We start from the raw sequence: 17512 nt of genomic DNA on the forward strand, positions 1-17512 counted from the left end.
ATCAGGTTGATAGGTCTGAGGTGGAAGCGTGGTGACACGTGGAGCTGACAGATACTAATAGATCGAGGACTTAACCTATATTCTAATGTGAAGCATGAACATTGTTATCTAGTTTTGAGAGAACATTCTCTCCATCAGGTTTGGTGGCGATAGCGAAGAGGTCACACCCGTTCCCATACCGAACACGGAAGTTAAGCTCTTCAGCGCCGATGGTAGTTGGGGGTTTCCCCCTGTGAGAGTAGGACGCCGCCAAGCTTTTCTAAGGATCAGTTCCATACGGAACTGGTCTTTTTTGTTTTTTAAGAAAAGGAACAAACACCCGATCTGACATGGATACATATACTAAACTACCATCTAAAACATTCTTAATTTTGTATACAATTGAAAGCGCTAGGGCATACTGAAGCTATAAGTGGAGGTGTCACAATGAGCAAAAAAGAGCGAGAAGCGATTTGTTTGATTTGTGAAGAGAAAAAGACAAAGGGAATTTATTTATATCATCAGTTTTTGTGCCGAGACTGTGAGCGAAAGTTAATTTCTACATCGACCTCGGATCCTAGCTATTCCGATTATGTGAGAAAGCTTAAAAATCTTCATACGCCGCCTTTGTATTCATAGACCACTAGATGGTCTTTTTTTATGAGCTATAAAGGATTGGTCTTGTTTTTTGGAACTTAGTTTGGACATCATCCGTAATTCATAATAAGATAAACAGAGAGCCTGATTATTCATAGGAGTCGATGAACATGAAATCAATTTTTTATACATTTATATGGGCCATCCTCTCTACTTTTTTTTCGGTTGTGATTTTAACCGTCAGTATAGGGGTTTTCCATCATCATGCTGGATTATCGATACTGTATGCGATGATTGGATGGGGTGTGATGTTTGTAGGGGGCAGATGGACTGCTTTCCAATTGTTTTTAAAGAAACACGGACTGTCTCGTAGTGATTATGTATATATCAAACAGCATTTAAAAGAAGCAGGGCAAAAGCTCGTGCGTTTAAAAAAAGCTTTATTTGCTGTGAAAAACGTACAAACGATCAAACATAATTATGAAGTTCTTCGGCTTGCACGACGAATCTATACAATAACAAAAAAAGAGCCAAATCGATTTTATGATGCACAGCGTTTTTATTTCGAAAGCTTGGATTCTGTCGTTGAACTAACTGAGAAATATGCACTATTGTATAATCAGCCTAATCGTAGTCATGAGCTGGAAATGACATTGAGCCAAACCCGAGTGACATTGACAGAGCTGCAAAAGCAATTGACCAATGATTTGCAGCAAGTTTTAGGAAGAGACATAGAAGCTCTTCATATTGAGCTTGAAGTAGCAGATAAAATGATGAAGAAATAGATGAAAGGAGTCAAACTCGATGAAACCGGAAGATCACGCCACACCATCACCTGCCTCCACTACAGATCTTCAGTTTCGGGTGTTTGATACCTTATCTGATGAGGAGAAAAAAGAAGCCGTGCAGCGTGCTAAGCAGATCCCTGACAATCCGCAAAAACTGCTTTTCTATGGTACACGTGTGCAGGAACGACTATTGGAACAATCACAACAGATGATGAAATATGTTGAGAAAAAAGATATCGATCAAATAGGAGACGTGCTTGAGACCTTTTTGCAGCAGCTGCATGTAGTGGAGCCTGAGGATTTACTGCCAAAGAAACAGGGCATTTTTTTAAAATGGTTTCAACGGGATAAACGATCTACTCAGGAGATCATATCGCGTTTTCAACATGCAAAATCACAGATCGAGAGATTGTCAGCAAGACTTCGTTATGCAAGAGGCGTATTAATCTCGGACCATATGTTATTAGAGCGTTTATTTGAAGAAAATCAAACTTATTTTCAAGAGATGACGCTGCAGGTCGCAGCAGTTGAAGCGAAAATGACAACGTTAGAGCAGCGGCCTATTTCAGAAACGCAACTTTCTGTTGACCGGACAATAGAGGAGCAATTGATGAGTCAAGAAGTCAATGAGGAAGAGTATGTGGAGAGACTAAAGGAACGAAAGTATGATTTGCTGTTAAGCCGGCAAATTGCATTGCAATGTAATGCTCAAATTCGGATGATCCAGCATACGAATCATACTTTGGCCAATCATATTCAATCAACTGTTTCTGCGTCTATTCCACTATGGATCAACCAAATGTCGATTGCGTTAACGCATATTCAGCAGCGGGCTAATTCAGCTCTTGAGAACCGAATCCAAAAAACATATGAAAAGGTATCGAAGCAGCAGGGACAGCTTCTTGAAGAGGTATCTTTTGCTCCTATAGATACGTTGAAAAAGGTCCAACGTCAATTAGCTGAAACATTACAGGAAACGTTACAGGTGAAAGAGCATGGAAGCCAAGAGCGAGCTCAATTGAAAAGCAGTATGTATGAGGCAGAGCAGCAGCTGGCGAATCCAATAAAGGAATGAGAAACCATCTTTCGGTTCACTTGTTTGAACGTTATAATAGACTTAAGATATCGTTAAAGTGAAAAGGGTCGATTTGTTTGAGAACACCTTTATATACAGCATTAGCACAGCATGCGGAAAAGAAGCCTTATTCTTTTCACGTTCCAGGACATCACAATGGAGATGTCTTTTTTGATGAGGCGCGGTCCCACTATGCTTCAATCCTTCAGCTGGATGTGACGGAGCTTGAAGGTCTAGATGATCTCCATCACCCGACTGGTGTGATTCAAGAGGCAGAAAATTTATTGACTAAGCTATATGGTTCAGATCAAAGCTTTTTCCTTGTAAATGGCACAACAGTCGGAAATTTGGCGATGGTGATGGCGGCATGCCGCACGGGAGACGAGATTTTTGTCCAGCGTAATTGCCATAAGTCTGTCTTCCATGCGATCGAGCTTGCAGGGGCAACGCCTATTCTGGTAGACGCTGAGATAGACCCACACTTGCATGTTCCAACACATGTGACGGATGATACAGTCAGAAAAGCCATAGCAAGACATCCTAATTGCCGAGCAATCGTTTTGACTTATCCGAACTACTATGGACATGCAGCTGATTTATCAAAGCTGATTCACATGTGTCATGAAGCAGGTGTGGTTGTTTTGGTTGATGAGGCTCATGGCGCGCATTTTGTATTAGGCGGCGCATTTCCTCCATCTGCTCTTTCCTATGGAGCGGACGTGGTGGTACAATCAGCACATAAAACCCTTCCGGCAATGACGATGGGTTCCTATCTTCATCTTCAAGGGGACCGAATCGATGCGAAGCGTTTGAAAACATTTCTCACGATGCTTCAAAGCAGTTCGCCGTCTTATCCAATTATGGCCTCATTAGATGTGGCGAGGGCTTATGTCGAGGAGATCAAAGGAAAAGGGACATTGGATGTAATCATGAAAGAACTGACAGAGCTGAAAGATCAGTTCAACCGTCTGACTCATCTTGAAGTGGTTGAGCCTGACTCGCTGCTTTCCGATCCATTAAAATGCGTCATTCGATCAACAAAAGGACTGACTGGTTACGAACTAAAACGGGTGCTTGAATCAGTGGATGTTCATCCAGAGCTTGCGGACGAACATCAGGTTTTACTTATTCTTAGCTTAGAACAGAGGAAGGACGTTCCTTTCAAGCGGATCGAGCAGGCTCTTAAGCAAAGTGATTCATTGATCAAAGGAAAAAAACATATCCAAAATGAGACGTTATCTATTGAGACTGATGAGCAAAATCAAGACATAGAGGCTGTCCCATTTGAACATGCAGCAGGCCGGATGAGTGCAGAATCAATTATTCCCTATCCGCCTGGTATTCCTTTGATGATTAAGGGAGAGCGTATTGAGATAGATCAAATTGAGGCGTTAAGCCGTTTGCTTGGACATCAGGTTCATGTTCAAGCAAGTCAGGTCATTCATCAGAGAAAATTATATGTTTATATAGAAGAGGAGACACTATGAGCGGTATGTTTATTACGTTTGAAGGGCCAGAGGGCGCCGGAAAAACGACAGTGATTCGAAAAGTGTACGAAGAAATGGAACGTCAAGGATATGCAGTCATGGCGACACGTGAGCCGGGAGGCATTGAGATTGCTGAGCAGATTCGTGAAGTCATTTTAAATGAAAAAAACACGAAAATGGATGCGAAAACAGAGGCATTGCTGTATGCAGCAGCGAGAAGGCAGCATTTGGCTGAAAAGGTAGAACCGGCATTGCAGCGCGGAGACACAGTCTTATGTGATCGTTTTGTTGATAGCTCTCTCGCTTATCAAGGCTATGCGAGAGGGCTTGGAATTGACCAAGTCAGATCAATTAACGACTTTGCTATTGATGGTACGATGCCGCAAATGACCATTTATTTTTCCATTACACCTGAAGAAGGGTTAAAACGAATTCACGCCAATCAAGGAAGAGAAAAAAACAGATTAGACATGGAGACGCTGAATTTCCACCAGTTGGTCAGAGAAGGCTATGAACTGCTTATTGCGCAATCGCCAGAACGATTCCGTGTAGTAGATGCGTCTCAGCCGATACAGGATGTCTATGAAGAAGTACTTCGGGTGATTCAGGACACATTAAAGAAAAATCAAATATGACCTCATTCCCAATCGTTGTTATAATATAGAGGAAGACATCGGCATGTCACCTGTGCCTAAAACAAAGGAGGCCAATCAAATGAAATTAATTGTTGCCGTTGTACAGGACCAAGATAGCAGCAAGTTGTTGAAAATATTGACTGAACATCATTTCGGCGTGACAAAATTAGCTTCAACTGGTGGGTTTTTAAAGTCTGGGAATACGACTTTTATCATTGGTTGTGATGATGTCCGAGTGGATAAAGCATTACAGCTTATAAAAGAAAATTGCCGCAAACGTGATCAAATGATTGCACCTGTATCTCCAATGGGTGGTAACGCAGATTCATATGTACCATACCCTGTTGAGGTTGAAGTTGGTGGAGCTACTGTCTTTATTCTGCCAGTTGAACAATTTCATCAATTCTAAGGATGGGTTGCTGTGAAAATTAATCAAGATATGCGGCTGCTTTTAGAAAAGCGTGAACTCCAAGGCATTAAAGGAAGCCAAACATCTGCCTCCTTTAAAGCATCGATGGAGACGCAAAGCGGCAAAATGCGCTTAGAGCAGCTGACGGTTATGCTGAGTGATATCGAAGTGTTCGGTAAAAAGCTGACAAAGTCACGAAACCTAAAGGACTTGGCAAGGTTTAAAGGGCTTGTGAAGCGCTTTGTAAAAGAGACAGTCGATAATGGATTCAATATAGAAACATCAAGGAGCTTTGACATTTATGGCAACACGCGTACACTCGCTTTAGTCAAAGCATTAGATGAAAAGCTGATTGAATTAACAGAGGATATGATGGACCAAGAGAAACCTTCTATTGATTTGCTTGAACGTATTGGAGAAATAAAAGGTTTATTGATTAACCTTTACACATAGAGAGTGATAACATGGCAATTAGCTGGGATGACATGAATGATTTGCAGCCGCGCGTCATGCGGCTGATTTTTAATAGTATTGATAAAGACCGACTTGCGCATGCCTACTTATTTGAAGGAAAAAAAGGGACGGGAAAGCTGGATGCTGCGATGCTTTTGGCTAAGAGCTTTTTTTGCTTGAAAGCAGGAGTGAAACCATGTGAATCCTGCCAAAACTGCAAAAGGATTGAGTCAGGAAACCATCCCGATTTACATCTCGTGCAGCCTGATGGTCAATCGATTAAGAAAGCGCAAGTGCAGGCATTGCAAGAGGAATTTACAAAAGCAGGTGTGGAATCTCACCGAAAAATGTATATCATTCTTCATGCGGACAAAATGACGGTCAATGCCGCGAACAGTTTATTGAAGTTCCTAGAGGAGCCTAACCGGGAAACGATGGCAATTTTAATCACTGAGCAATCGCATAAAATGCTGGATACGATTATTTCAAGATGTCAGATGCTTAGCTTTCAGCCGCTGCAGCCGCAATCCTTGGAGCAGCAGCTATTACAAGAAGGCGTATCTCAGCATCTTGCAAGGCTTTTGTCGAATTTAACCAACAATTTAGCAGAAGCACTCGAATTAAGTCGAAATGATCAGTTTGCAGAGTCTAGAGCGAAAGTGATAAAATTGTATGAAGTCTTACACCAGCGAAAAGAACATGCATTTTTTTATATACAAGATCAATGGATGCCTTTTTTCAAAGAGAAAGACCTTCAAGAAACAGGTCTGGATATGCTTTTATTTATATATCGTGATGTATTGTCGATTCAAATAGGAAATGAAGATAAAGTCATTTATCAAGACTTATTCCAGACAATGAAGCAGCACGCGCTGCATTCCACACAGCAGATGGTGACGAACCAGATCCTTGCTGTATTAGAAGCGAAAAAGAGACTTCAATCCAACGTGAATGCCCAAGGGCTGATGGAGCAATTGGTGTTGATGTTGCAGGAGGGATAAGTTTGTACAACGTAATTGGTGTTCGTTTTAAAAAAGCGGGCAAAATCTATTATTTCGATCCTAATGGATTTCATATAGAAAATGATAGTTGTGTCATTGTAGAGACGGTCAGAGGAGTTGAGTACGGACAAGTGGTCATCGCTAATAAAAAAGTAGATGAACACGATGTCGTTCTTCCTCTGCGTAAGGTGATTCGTGTAGCAGACGAACGAGACCGGCTCATCGTTGAGGAAAACAAAGAAGCAGCGATGACAGCCTTTGATACATGTCTTCAGAAGGTAAGTGAACACGGGCTAGAAATGAAGCTGGTCGATGTTGAATTTACATTTGACCGAAACAAGGTCATCTTCTACTTCACAGCGGATGGCAGAGTAGATTTCCGCGAGCTAGTGAAAGATCTTGCTTCAATTTTCAAGACGAGAATTGAACTTCGCCAGATTGGTGTAAGAGACGAGGCAAAAATGCTGGGCGGCATAGGTCCTTGCGGGCGAATGCTTTGCTGTTCGACATTCTTAGGAGACTTTGAACCAGTATCCATTAAGATGGCAAAAGACCAAAACCTGTCGCTAAATCCTACAAAAATTTCAGGGCTTTGCGGCCGTTTGATGTGCTGCTTGAAATATGAGAATGATGAGTATGAAACAGCGAAAGAACAATTGCCCGATATCGGTGAAACGATTCAGACATCTAGTGGCTCTGCAAAGGTAGTAGGGCTCAACATTTTAGAACGAATTTTGCAAGTTGAATTAACCGGGCAAGAAAAAGTGATAGAATATACGTGGGAAGAATTATTACAAGAAGGCGTTGTATCTGCACAAACAACTGAGTAACGAGGTGTGCCACCTTGGATAAAAAGGAACTATTTGATACGGTGATCAATTTAGAAGAACAAATCGGTTCTCTTTATCGCCAGTTAGGTGATTTGAAAAATCATATCGGTGAAGTGATTGAAGAAAATCATCAGCTGCAGATGGAGAATCAGCACTTGCGTGAACGTCTGGATCAGTCTGATCGGGACAAATCGTCTGAGACAGAGAATGATTCTGCTCAGAAGCCAGGTCATTCTGATATAGGAGAAGGTCATGATAACCTGGCTCGGTTATATCAGGAGGGCTTCCATATTTGTAATGTACATTATGGGAGCATTCGTAAAGAGGGAGACTGTTTGTTCTGTCTGTCATTTTTAAATAAAAAATGAGAAAAGGCTTCCGCTGAATCGGAAGCCTTTTTCACAGGAAAAGAAAGGATACATCATGGTTTCGTTAAGAGAAGATGAACGATTAGATTACTTGCTCGCCGAAGATATGAAGATTATTCAAAGTAAAACGGTTTTCGCCTTTTCATTGGACGCAGTATTATTAGCGAAATTTGCGTATGTGCCAATCCAAAAAGGAGAGATCATTGATCTTTGTACGGGAAATGGCATTGTGCCATTGCTGCTTTCGACTCGATCTAAGGCCTCCATTACTGGGGTCGAAATTCAAGAACGGCTGTTTGATATGGCAAAAAGAAGTGTGGCGTATAATCAACTTGAAAAGCAAATTAAATTGATTCATGGTGATTTGAATGATATGCCAGCACGCTACGGCAACCACAAAGTAGATGTCATCACATGTAATCCGCCATATTTTAAGACACCTTCTAAGGAAGAAATGAATGAAAATGAATACTTGGCAATTGCTCGGCATGAAATCCATTGTACATTAGAAGATGTCATTCGCGTTTCTTCCACGCTGCTGAAGCAAGGAGGTAAACTGGCGATGGTTCATCGGCCGGGTCGGCTGCTTGAGATTGTGGAATTGATGAAGAAGTACCGAATTGAGCCAAAACGAATTCAATTTGTTTATCCCAAACAGGGGAAAGAAGCCAATACCATCTTAGTAGAGGGTATAAAAGATGGAAAACCAGATCTGAAAATTCTCCCGCCTCTTTTTGTTTATGGAGATGATCAAGAGTATACAGAAGAAATCAGGACGATACTGTATGGAGAAGCATAATCATTACTTCTATGTATTGAAATGTGCAGATGGCAGCCTGTATGCAGGTTATACAAATGATTTGCAAAAAAGACTGACGATCCACAATAGTGGAAAGGGAGCAAAGTATACAAGAGCAAGACGGCCGGTTGAGCTGTATTATCATGAATGTTTTTCAACCAAAAGAGAAGCCATGCAGCAAGAATATCGTTTCAAAACGTGGACACGGAAAAAGAAAGACCTTTATATAGAAGAAATGCGTTTAGAAAAGGAGGCGGCACATGAAAACACAGAAAAGCTTTGATGGTCAATCAGATATGGGCATTCTGTATCTCGTCCCAACCCCAATTGGCAATTTAGAAGATATGACGTTTCGAGCCATACAAACATTAAAAGATGTAGACTATATTGCCGCAGAAGATACAAGACAAACGAAAAAACTTTGTCATGTCTATGAAATTGATACGCCATTAACGAGTTATCATGAGCATAACAAAGACAGCAGCGGCCACAAGTTAATCGAATGGTTAAAAGAAGGAAAAAACATCGCACTCGTGAGCGATGCTGGTTTACCGACGATCTCAGATCCAGGTGCTGAAGTGGTTCGAGACTTTACTAATATTGGCGGCTATGTCGTTCCGTTACCTGGAGCAAATGCTGCACTTACAGCACTCATTGCATCAGGGATTACACCTCAGCCATTTTTCTTTTATGGTTTTCTTGACCGACAAAAAAAGGAAAAGAAAAAACAGCTCGAAGCTTTGAAGAAGCGTCAAGAAACAATCATTTTCTATGAAGCGCCCCATCGATTAAAAGAAACGCTGACTTTGATGAAGGAAGTGTGGGGCAACCGGAATATCGCCATTACGAGAGAACTAACGAAAAAATTTGAAGAGTTTATTCGTGGAGATTTAGAGTCTGTGCTGACATGGGCCGCAGAGCATCAAATCCGGGGTGAATTCTGTCTTGTCGTACAAGGTAATGATCAAGATGAAGAAGAGCTAAATGAAGATGTCTGGTGGAAGTCCTTATCTGAAAAGGAACACGTGATCCATTACATAGAAGAAGGATTAACGTCGAAGGAAGCCATTAAACGTACAGCCGTCGAACGTGGTGTACCAAAGCGCATGATATACGATGCCTATCATATTGAACAATAAAGAAAGGTTCTTGCAAACGGTGCAAGAACCTTTTTTATATCAAACTTATTTTTGTGATTGAAGTTGGTTTTGGATTTCGTTAATGATTTGCTCTGCACCTTCACGGCTAAGAACTAATTTACCATTAGCAAGTTTAAGGTTATCGTCTGATACTTCACCTGTAACTTGGCAAGTCATGTTTGGTTTATATTTTTTTAGGATAATTTTTTCATCATCAACATAAATTTCCAAAGCGTCTTTTTCAGCGATTCCTAGAGTACGGCGAAGTTCGATTGGAATCACCACGCGTCCTAATTCGTCAACTTTACGTACAATACCTGTAGATTTCATCTTCATTCTCCTCCCAAAGAGTTCTTATTCTTAATATAATATTATCTTCGTCATTATTCGACAAATTCCTTACATTCATAGCATAACAAGGTTTCCATAAATCGTCAATCATTTTGTTTACTATTGTTTGTAAAATATGACTCTTAAAGTCAAAAGACCTTGAAACTATTGATTTATAAGGATTTCTCGGGTTTTTTCTATGAAAATATGAGAAATGACGAGTTCAGATTAACAAGACTTTTGCCCTAAATTAGACAATTGTAAATCTGGAAATAGATTTCATACGACAATATTCGACAAAATGTCGACAGGTTTGTCGTTTTTTTCGAAAAACTCATCTTTTTCGATCATTTCATCTTGTTCTATGTATATATGCTTGATCTTAAAGGCTAAGATGGTATCATAGAGAAAGCACAAGTGCAAAATTTAATGAATTGATCTAACACATTTTCATGTAATGATGATAACCGCTCTCGTCCATTGGGCGGGAGTTTTTGACATTTACACACATGCAGGAGGTTCCGACATGCCGGAAAAGAAAAAAACGTTTTATCTGACAACACCTATTTACTATCCGAGCGGAAAATTACATATTGGACATGCTTATACGACAGTAGCAGGGGATGCTATGGCTCGTTATAAACGTCTTCAAGGCTATGATGTGATGTATTTAACGGGTACAGATGAGCACGGACAAAAAATTCAGCAAAAAGCTGAAGAACAAAATATTACACCGATCGAGTATTTAGATCCGGTCGTAGCAGACATTCAATCATTATGGAAGAAACTCGACATTTCGAATGATGATTTCATCCGTACAACAGAAAAAAGACATACGAAAATCATCGAGCAAGTGTTTCAAAAGCTGCTTGATCAAGGTGATATTTATTTAGATCAATATGAAGGCTGGTACAGTATTCCTGATGAGACATTCTATACGGAAACACAGCTTGTGGATGTTGAGCGGAATGAAAAAGGAGAAGTCATTGGCGGGAAAAGCCCTGACAGCGGACATCCTGTCGAATTAATTAAAGAGGAATCATATTTCTTCCGTATGAGTAAGTACGCGGATCGTTTACTAGACTATTATGAGAAGAATCCAACGTTCATTCAGCCTGAATCAAGAAAAAATGAAATGATCAATAACTTCATTAAACCAGGTTTAGAGGATTTGGCTGTATCAAGAACAACCTTTGATTGGGGAATTAAAGTTCCTAACAATCCAAAACACGTCATCTATGTATGGATTGATGCGTTATTCAACTATTTAACTGCGATTGGCTACGGAACTGATCAGGATGAAAAATATAAAAAATATTGGCCTGCTAACGTGCATCTCGTAGGGAAAGAAATTGTACGCTTCCATACGATTTATTGGCCAATTATGCTGATGGCACTAGATCTGCCGCTACCGAAACAAATTTTCGCACACGGCTGGCTGCTGATGAAAGATGGGAAGATGTCTAAATCAAAAGGGAACGTAGTAGATCCCGTCACATTAATTGATCGCTATGGCCTTGATGCCCTTCGTTATTACCTCCTTCGTGAAGTACCATTTGGTGCGGATGGTGTGTTTACACCAGAAGGATTCGTGGAACGTGTAAACTATGACCTTGCCAATGATTTAGGTAACTTGCTTAACCGTACAGTTGCGATGGTACAAAAATATTTTGACGGTACATTAAGCAGCTATAAGGGTCCAGTTAATGAGTTTGATGAGGAACTTAAAGCGGTAGCTGAGCAAACAGTCAAAGCCTATGAAGAAGCGATGGAAAACCTTGAATTCTCGGTGGCTCTTTCAAATGTTTGGACATTAATCAGCAGAACCAATAAATATATTGACCAGACAGCTCCATGGGTGTTGGCAAAGGATGAAACAAAACGAAAAGAGCTGCATTCTGTCATGTATCATTTAGCAGAATCACTGCGCATCACAGCGGTGCTCTTAACGCCATTCCTAACGAAAACACCTGAGAAAATCTTCTTCCAGCTTGGCATTGAAGAAGAGAAGCTTAAAAGCTGGGATAGCATTCTATCTTTTGGTGCCATTCAACAAGCGACGGTACAAAAAGGAGAGCCTTTGTTCCCTCGTTTAGAGGTTGAAGAAGAAGTAGCGTATATTAAAGAGAAAATGCAGGGAAGTGCACCAAAGGAAGAAGAGAAAGTAGAAATAGAAGAAACGGAATTACCTGAGCTTGGAGCAGAAATTGCATTTGATGATTTCTCAAAAGTTGATCTTCGAGTAGCACAGGTACTGGAAGCAGCCCCAGTGAAAAAAGCGGATCGTCTCTTAAAGCTTCAGCTTGATTTTGGATTTGAAAAAAGACAAATTGTTTCAGGGATTGCCAAGCATTATCAACCTGAGGAATTAGTGGGGAAAAAGCTCGTTTGCGTAGCGAATCTCACACCAGTCAAACTCAGAGGGGAAATTTCCCAGGGAATGATTTTAACTGGAGAAACTGATGGGAAATTGCAGGTTCTTGAAGTAGACCGATCTCTAGCAAATGGAACAAAAATTTTATAAATCAACAAAAGGTGTTCCACGTGTAACATTTCGTCGAACACCTTTTGTTTTTTAGAAGAATTGTCGAAAGGAGCAATCAACGATGTTATTTGATACACATGCCCATTTAAATGCTGAACAATATAATGAAGACTTAGAGCAGGTGATCGAAAGAGCGAAAAGTGAAAAAGTCGAAAAAATCGTGGTGGTAGGGTTTGACCGCCCGACAATTACAAGAGCAATGGAATTAATTGAAGAGTATGATTTCATCTATGCAGCCATTGGCTGGCATCCAGTCGATGCCATTGATATGACAGATGAGGATTTGCTGTGGATCAAAGAATTATCTCAACATGAAAAAGTCGTTGCGATTGGAGAAATGGGTCTGGATTACTATTGGGACAAGTCGCCAAAAGATGTACAAAAGGAAGTCTTTAGACGTCAAATTGCTCTTGCGAAGGAAGTGAATCTTCCAATCATTATTCATAATCGTGACGCAACGGAAGATGTCGTGACGATCTTAAAGGAAGAGGGAGCGGCTGATGTTGGAGGGATTATGCATTGCTTTACGGGCAGCCTAGAAATCGCAAAAGCGTGTATGGATATGAACTTTTATATTTCATTCGGTGGACCCGTGACATTTAAAAATGCCAAAAAACCGAAGGAAGTTGTCAAGGACATACCAAGTGACCGGCTTTTAATTGAAACAGACTGCCCTTACTTAACGCCAGCGCCATTTAGAGGGAAACGTAACGAGCCAAGTTATGTGAAATATATCGCAGAACAGATCGCGGAGTTACGAGAAACAAGCTTTGAAGAGCTTGCTGAATTGACCACAAAAAATGCGAAAAAAGTTTTCGGTATAAACTGACAGTATATGATGTCAATCCTTGTTTAAGCTTGTCCAATTGTGAAACATAACGAAAATGTTCTACACGTTTGCGCCTCCTCATAGGATAAGTTGTCGATAAGTCTTTCTTCCCTTCCTTCCATCAATCTCCCATAATAGGGTTACAATCGAGCATTTTTGTACAGTGGGAGGAAGGGTTGACAGGTTTTGAGATACTCTATATAATCTCTCCGAGGAGAAGGAGGCGTTTTTCATCGTACAAAAAATGAAAAATCTGTTTTCTGTTAAGCTAGGAAAAGGCAAGGTTTTATTACTAGTTGTTTGCTTGCTTTTAGCTGGAACTGGGACGGCTTACGGTGCGCATGAGCTCACTAAGCAGTCTATTACCATTTCAATCAATGGTAAAGAGAAGACAATTCGTACACATGAAGAGACAGTAGCACAGCTGCTTTCAGACCTTGGAATAAAGACCAGGGCGGAGGATCATATCTCTCCAAGTCTAAATACAAAAATTGAAGACAACATGAACATTGTGTATGATGCGGCTATACCGGTTCATCTGACCCTAGATGGGAAAGAGAAAACGATATGGACAACAGATCAGACGGTTGGAGCATTATTGAAGAATGAGAAGATAGATATTGGGAAGCACGATCAAGTAACTCCAGGAAAGAATGACAAGATTAAAAAGGATATGAATCTTGTGGTTCAGCAGGCCTTCCAGGTCAGCGTAAATGATGGAGGAAAAGATAAAAAGGTGTGGACCACTTCGACTACGGTCGCTGACTTTTTAAAGCAACAAGAGCTGAGGCTCAAGAAGCACGATAAGATCAAGCCTGCGTTACATAGTAACCTTTCTAAAAAGAGCGCAGATATAAAGATCACTCGGGTGGAAAAAGTCACCGATGTAGTGGAAGAGAAAATTGCTTTTGATACCAAACATAAAAAGGATCGTTCTCTTGAAAAAGGAAAAGAGAAGGTGCTTAAAAAAGGTGAAGAAGGTAAATTGAAGAAGCACTATGCCATTGTGAAAGAAAACGGCAAAGTGGTGTCTAAAGAATTGATTAAAGAAGTGACTGAAAAAGATAGCAAGGATCGTTTAGTGGCTATTGGTACACAAGTGTCCAATAAAGAGCCTAAAGCGACACCTGCCGTTTCAAGAAGCAATGAATCGTCTGGAAAAGAATTTTATGTGGCGTCGACAGCCTATACAGCGAGCTGTGCTGGATGTACGGGCAGAACGTCAACAGGCTTTGATTTAAAAGCAAATCCGGGTGCAAAGGTTATAGCAGTAGATCCGAGTGTCATTCCGCTAGGCTCTAAAGTGTATGTGGAAGGCTATGGATATGCCGTTGCATCAGACACTGGATCTGCTATAAAAGGGAATAAAATCGATGTGTTCGTCCCAAATAAGTCGGCAGCTTATCAATGGGGAAATAAACGAGTGAAAATTAGAGTACTCAAATAAACACATCAAATCATTTATATGAACAGAGGGCTTTGCGCACCCTCTGTTTTTTTGGTTATAATAGAAGCACTGTTTTCTAATTAATTAGACGCAAAAACAGCATGAAAGGTTTCATTTTTTAACCAAAAATTGTTTATTGTTTTTGCAAGCGGAGGAATACATGAAAATCAAAGAAATCATTGTGGTGGAAGGTCGTGATGACACTGCCAGAGTGAAGATGGCAGTTGATGCAGATACGATCGAAACAAACGGATCAGCTATTGGTGATACAGTTATTCAACAAGTGCGTCTTGCTCAGGAGACGAGAGGGGTCATTATTTTAACTGATCCTGATTTCCCTGGTGAGAAGATCCGGAAAACCATCGCAGAAGCGGTTCCTGGCTGTAAGCACGCATTTTTGCCAAAACATCTTGCGAAGGCGAAGCGAGACAAAGGAATTGGTGTCGAGCATGCTTCCTTGGACAGTATTCGAGAATGCCTAGCCCATGTCCATGAGGAAATGGAAGAATCGGAAAGTGACATTACATTAGATGACTTATTTGACGCAGGCCTTATCGGAGGAGAAGCATCGAAACGCCGCCGCGAACGACTAGGTATGCTTTTAAATATAGGATATACCAATGCGAAGCAGCTGCAAAAGCGCCTTCACATGTTCCAAATAACCAAACATGATTTTATTGCGGCCTTAAAGACCGTCATGCAGGAGGAAGCCGATGAATAAAGATATTGCGACACCCATCAGAACGAAGGAAATACTGAAGAAATACGGTTTCTCTTTTAAAAAGAGCTTAGGGCAGAACTTTTTAATTGATACAAATATACTCGATCGTATTGTCGATCACGCAGAGGTGACGGATGAGACCGGCGTGATTGAGATTGGGCCTGGTATCGGTGCATTGACCGAGCAGCTCGCTAAGCGTGCAAAGAAAGTCACCGCTTTTGAAATCGATCAGCGTTTATTGCCCATTTTAAACGATACACTCTCTCCATATGATAATGTCACGATCATTCATCAAGACGTATTAAAGGCGGATGTGAGGAAGGTCATCGAGGAAAATTTTGCTGACTGTAAAGAAGTGATGGTTGTCGCCAACCTTCCATATTACGTGACGACACCGATTATTATGAAGCTGCTTGAAGAAAACCTTCCATTGAAAGGGATTGTCGTCATGCTGCAAAAAGAAGTAGCAGATCGTATGGCAGCAGTCCCTTCATCAAAGGAATACAATTCGCTGTCTATCGCAGTTCAATACTATACGGAAGCGAAAACAGTAATGGTTGTGCCTAAAACGGTTTTTGTTCCACAGCCTAATGTGGATTCGGCTGTGATTAAACTAACCGTTCGTGAAACGCCTGCTGTCTCAGTAGAAAATGATGCGTTTTTCTTTCAATTGATCCGTGCGAGCTTTGGTCAGCGCCGAAAAACATTGATGAATAATCTCATGAACAATTTACCTGATGGAAAAAAACATAAAGCCATCATCGAAGAAGCACTTCAAACAGCAGACATTGATGGAAAGCGCCGCGGCGAGTCATTATCCATTGAGGAATTTGCCCGTTTGTCGAATGTTTTACAAAAAGCCCTGTTTTAAGGGCTTTTTTTGTTTTTCACCACTTCGCTTGTTCGGGCATAGGCTAGAAAGAACAGCACATATGAAAGACGAACATATTTAGTGCAAGACGATACCAACAGGATATGAGCCTGATTGTGGAGTGAAAAGCATGCAATTTCAAATAGGAGATATGGTGACAAGGGCATCCTATCAAATGGATATTTTGTTTCGAATCATTCGAATTGATGAGACCGATCAGCACGAAGCCACCGCCATATTGCATGGGAATGAAGTGAGGTTGATTGCTGATGCCAAGTTGTCAGATCTCGTCAAGGTTCAAAAAGAGGAACAGCTGACTAGAGAGAAAAATGACGAACGAAAAATCAATGAATCGCTTGACTTACTTAGACAGGATTATCAGCTGCTGCGGGAAAAACAAGAGTATTATACTTCTGGACAATATCAGCATCAAGAGCAGTATTTTCACATGCCTGGAAAGGTCCTTCATTTAGATGGAGATGCTTCATACCTAAAGAAATGCTTGGATGTATATGAACGAATTGGTGTACCTGTGTACGGTGTACATTGCCATGAGAAGAAAATGCCAAGCATGATTGACTCGTTAATTGATCAATATCGACCTGATATTTTGGTCATCACAGGACATGATGCGTATTCCAAGCAAAAGGGCGGCGTACATGATATCGGTGCCTATCGCCATTCTCGTCATTTCGTTGAAACGGTTCAAAAAGCAAGACGGAAAATTCCTCATTTAGATCAGCTTGTGATCTTTGCAGGTGCCTGTCAATCTCATTTCGAATCATTGATCCAAGCAGGTGCCAATTTTGCGAGCTCGCCTTCCCGTGTGAATATCCATGCGCTCGACCCCGTCTATATCGTTGCGAAGATCAGCTTCACTCCATTTGTAGATCGAATCAACGTGTGGGATGTGCTCCGAAATACATTAACAAGAGAAAAAGGCCTCGGAGGCATCGAGACGAAGGGCGTTCTAAGGGTAGGTATGCCATATAAAAGAGACCATGAATCGACATAACCCGACTGATTTCAGTCTGGTTTTTTTTATGTTCAAAAAGAAATTGCAAAAGGATACATAATTCACCGGAATTTGAGAAAAATAGGGAGAAGAAAAGGTAGAAGTTTGTCAAAATTATTTTGTTGACAATGGCTCGTGTTCGTTGATATAATTTAATTTTTATTTGACAAAAACGAGCCGTTGTTGTATAATTA

The 17512-nt window shown here is 40.8% G+C and carries 20 protein-coding genes and 1 rRNA gene; 20 read left to right on the forward strand and 1 reads right to left on the reverse strand.

Going from position 1 to position 17512, the window contains the following annotated elements; all coding sequences use genetic code 11:
• Positions 1 to 139: 139 nt before the first annotated feature.
• The 14 genes from rrf to rsmI all read left to right on the forward strand — a co-directional run bounded on the left by rrf (position 140) and on the right by rsmI (position 9560).
• A 5S ribosomal RNA gene (gene rrf / locus C6Y07_RS18325) occupies positions 140 to 255 on the forward strand.
• Positions 256 to 426: 171 nt separating this feature from the next.
• Positions 427 to 618: a sigma factor G inhibitor Gin gene (locus C6Y07_RS18330; protein WP_003217973.1), complete on the forward strand. Its 192-nt coding sequence runs from the start codon at positions 427 to 429 to the stop codon at positions 616 to 618.
• Between the two features lie 128 nt (positions 619 to 746).
• Complete coding sequence (locus C6Y07_RS18335) at positions 747 to 1361, forward strand: 5-bromo-4-chloroindolyl phosphate hydrolysis family protein (protein ID WP_106157164.1); 615 nt, start codon at positions 747 to 749, stop codon at positions 1359 to 1361.
• 19 nt (positions 1362 to 1380) lie between these two features.
• Positions 1381 to 2439, forward strand: a complete 1059-nt coding sequence (locus C6Y07_RS18340; RefSeq protein WP_106073173.1) for a toxic anion resistance protein — start codon at positions 1381 to 1383, stop codon at positions 2437 to 2439.
• A gap of 77 nt (positions 2440 to 2516) precedes the next feature.
• Entirely contained in the window at positions 2517 to 3926 is a 1410-nt protein-coding gene (locus tag C6Y07_RS18345) for an aminotransferase class I/II-fold pyridoxal phosphate-dependent enzyme (protein ID WP_106073174.1), read from the forward strand.
• Positions 3923 to 4561, forward strand: coding sequence for a dTMP kinase (tmk, locus tag C6Y07_RS18350; RefSeq protein ID WP_034665671.1), 639 nt, complete (start codon positions 3923 to 3925; stop codon positions 4559 to 4561). Before C6Y07_RS18345 ends, tmk begins: the two co-directional genes overlap by 4 nt.
• 79 nt (positions 4562 to 4640) lie before the next feature.
• On the forward strand, positions 4641 to 4970 hold the full coding sequence (locus C6Y07_RS18355; RefSeq protein WP_024425625.1) for a cyclic-di-AMP receptor: 330 nt from the start codon (positions 4641 to 4643) through the stop codon (positions 4968 to 4970).
• Positions 4971 to 4982: 12 nt separating this feature from the next.
• Positions 4983 to 5423, forward strand: coding sequence for a YaaR family protein (locus C6Y07_RS18360; RefSeq protein ID WP_034665673.1), 441 nt, complete (start codon positions 4983 to 4985; stop codon positions 5421 to 5423).
• A gap of 11 nt (positions 5424 to 5434) precedes the next feature.
• Positions 5435 to 6424, forward strand: a complete 990-nt coding sequence (holB, locus tag C6Y07_RS18365; protein WP_106037503.1) for a DNA polymerase III subunit delta' — start codon at positions 5435 to 5437, stop codon at positions 6422 to 6424.
• A 2-nt stretch (positions 6425 to 6426) separates the two neighbouring features.
• Complete coding sequence (gene ricT, locus C6Y07_RS18370; RefSeq protein ID WP_012008643.1) at positions 6427 to 7254, forward strand: competence/sporulation regulator complex protein RicT; 828 nt, start codon at positions 6427 to 6429, stop codon at positions 7252 to 7254.
• A gap of 14 nt (positions 7255 to 7268) precedes the next feature.
• Positions 7269 to 7622 carry a DNA replication initiation control protein YabA gene (gene yabA / locus C6Y07_RS18375; RefSeq protein WP_003217957.1) on the forward strand — a complete coding sequence of 118 codons (354 nt, stop codon included), beginning with the start codon at positions 7269 to 7271 and terminating at the stop codon, positions 7620 to 7622.
• A 55-nt stretch (positions 7623 to 7677) separates the two neighbouring features.
• Complete coding sequence (locus tag C6Y07_RS18380) at positions 7678 to 8421, forward strand: tRNA1(Val) (adenine(37)-N6)-methyltransferase (protein ID WP_060595347.1); 744 nt, start codon at positions 7678 to 7680, stop codon at positions 8419 to 8421.
• Positions 8408 to 8704 (forward strand): GIY-YIG nuclease family protein, encoded by a 297-nt coding sequence (locus C6Y07_RS18385; RefSeq protein ID WP_060595348.1) that lies wholly within the window; start codon positions 8408 to 8410, stop codon positions 8702 to 8704. Before C6Y07_RS18380 ends, C6Y07_RS18385 begins: the two co-directional genes overlap by 14 nt.
• Positions 8682 to 9560 (forward strand): 16S rRNA (cytidine(1402)-2'-O)-methyltransferase, encoded by an 879-nt coding sequence (gene rsmI / locus C6Y07_RS18390; RefSeq protein ID WP_060595349.1) that lies wholly within the window; start codon positions 8682 to 8684, stop codon positions 9558 to 9560. Before C6Y07_RS18385 ends, rsmI begins: the two co-directional genes overlap by 23 nt.
• A gap of 45 nt (positions 9561 to 9605) precedes the next feature.
• Here rsmI and abrB read toward each other — a convergent pair whose 3' ends face one another.
• Positions 9606 to 9896, reverse strand: a complete 291-nt coding sequence (abrB, locus tag C6Y07_RS18395; protein ID WP_087975202.1) for a transition state genes transcriptional regulator AbrB — start codon at positions 9894 to 9896, stop codon at positions 9606 to 9608.
• A 520-nt stretch (positions 9897 to 10416) separates the two neighbouring features.
• Here abrB and metG point away from each other — a divergent pair.
• From metG to yabG, 6 genes are all read left to right on the forward strand, one after another.
• Positions 10417 to 12414, forward strand: coding sequence for a methionine--tRNA ligase (gene metG / locus C6Y07_RS18400; protein ID WP_034665685.1), 1998 nt, complete (start codon positions 10417 to 10419; stop codon positions 12412 to 12414).
• Positions 12415 to 12496: 82 nt separating this feature from the next.
• Positions 12497 to 13264 (forward strand): TatD family hydrolase, encoded by a 768-nt coding sequence (locus tag C6Y07_RS18405; RefSeq protein ID WP_034665688.1) that lies wholly within the window; start codon positions 12497 to 12499, stop codon positions 13262 to 13264.
• 244 nt (positions 13265 to 13508) lie between these two features.
• Positions 13509 to 14711, forward strand: a complete 1203-nt coding sequence (locus C6Y07_RS18410) for a G5 and 3D domain-containing protein (RefSeq protein ID WP_034665691.1) — start codon at positions 13509 to 13511, stop codon at positions 14709 to 14711.
• A 160-nt stretch (positions 14712 to 14871) separates the two neighbouring features.
• Positions 14872 to 15432, forward strand: coding sequence for a ribonuclease M5 (rnmV, locus tag C6Y07_RS18415; protein WP_060595350.1), 561 nt, complete (start codon positions 14872 to 14874; stop codon positions 15430 to 15432).
• Positions 15425 to 16303: a 16S rRNA (adenine(1518)-N(6)/adenine(1519)-N(6))-dimethyltransferase RsmA gene (gene rsmA, locus C6Y07_RS18420; protein ID WP_066031453.1), complete on the forward strand. Its 879-nt coding sequence runs from the start codon at positions 15425 to 15427 to the stop codon at positions 16301 to 16303. The genes rnmV and rsmA overlap by 8 nt, the downstream gene beginning before the upstream one ends.
• Before the next feature lie 130 nt (positions 16304 to 16433).
• Complete coding sequence (gene yabG, locus C6Y07_RS18425) at positions 16434 to 17318, forward strand: sporulation peptidase YabG (RefSeq protein ID WP_012008652.1); 885 nt, start codon at positions 16434 to 16436, stop codon at positions 17316 to 17318.
• Positions 17319 to 17512 lie beyond the last annotated feature (194 nt).

This window comes from Bacillus sp. LNXM12-1, from assembly GCF_003004375.1.
Classification (GTDB): domain Bacteria; phylum Bacillota; class Bacilli; order Bacillales; family Bacillaceae; genus Bacillus.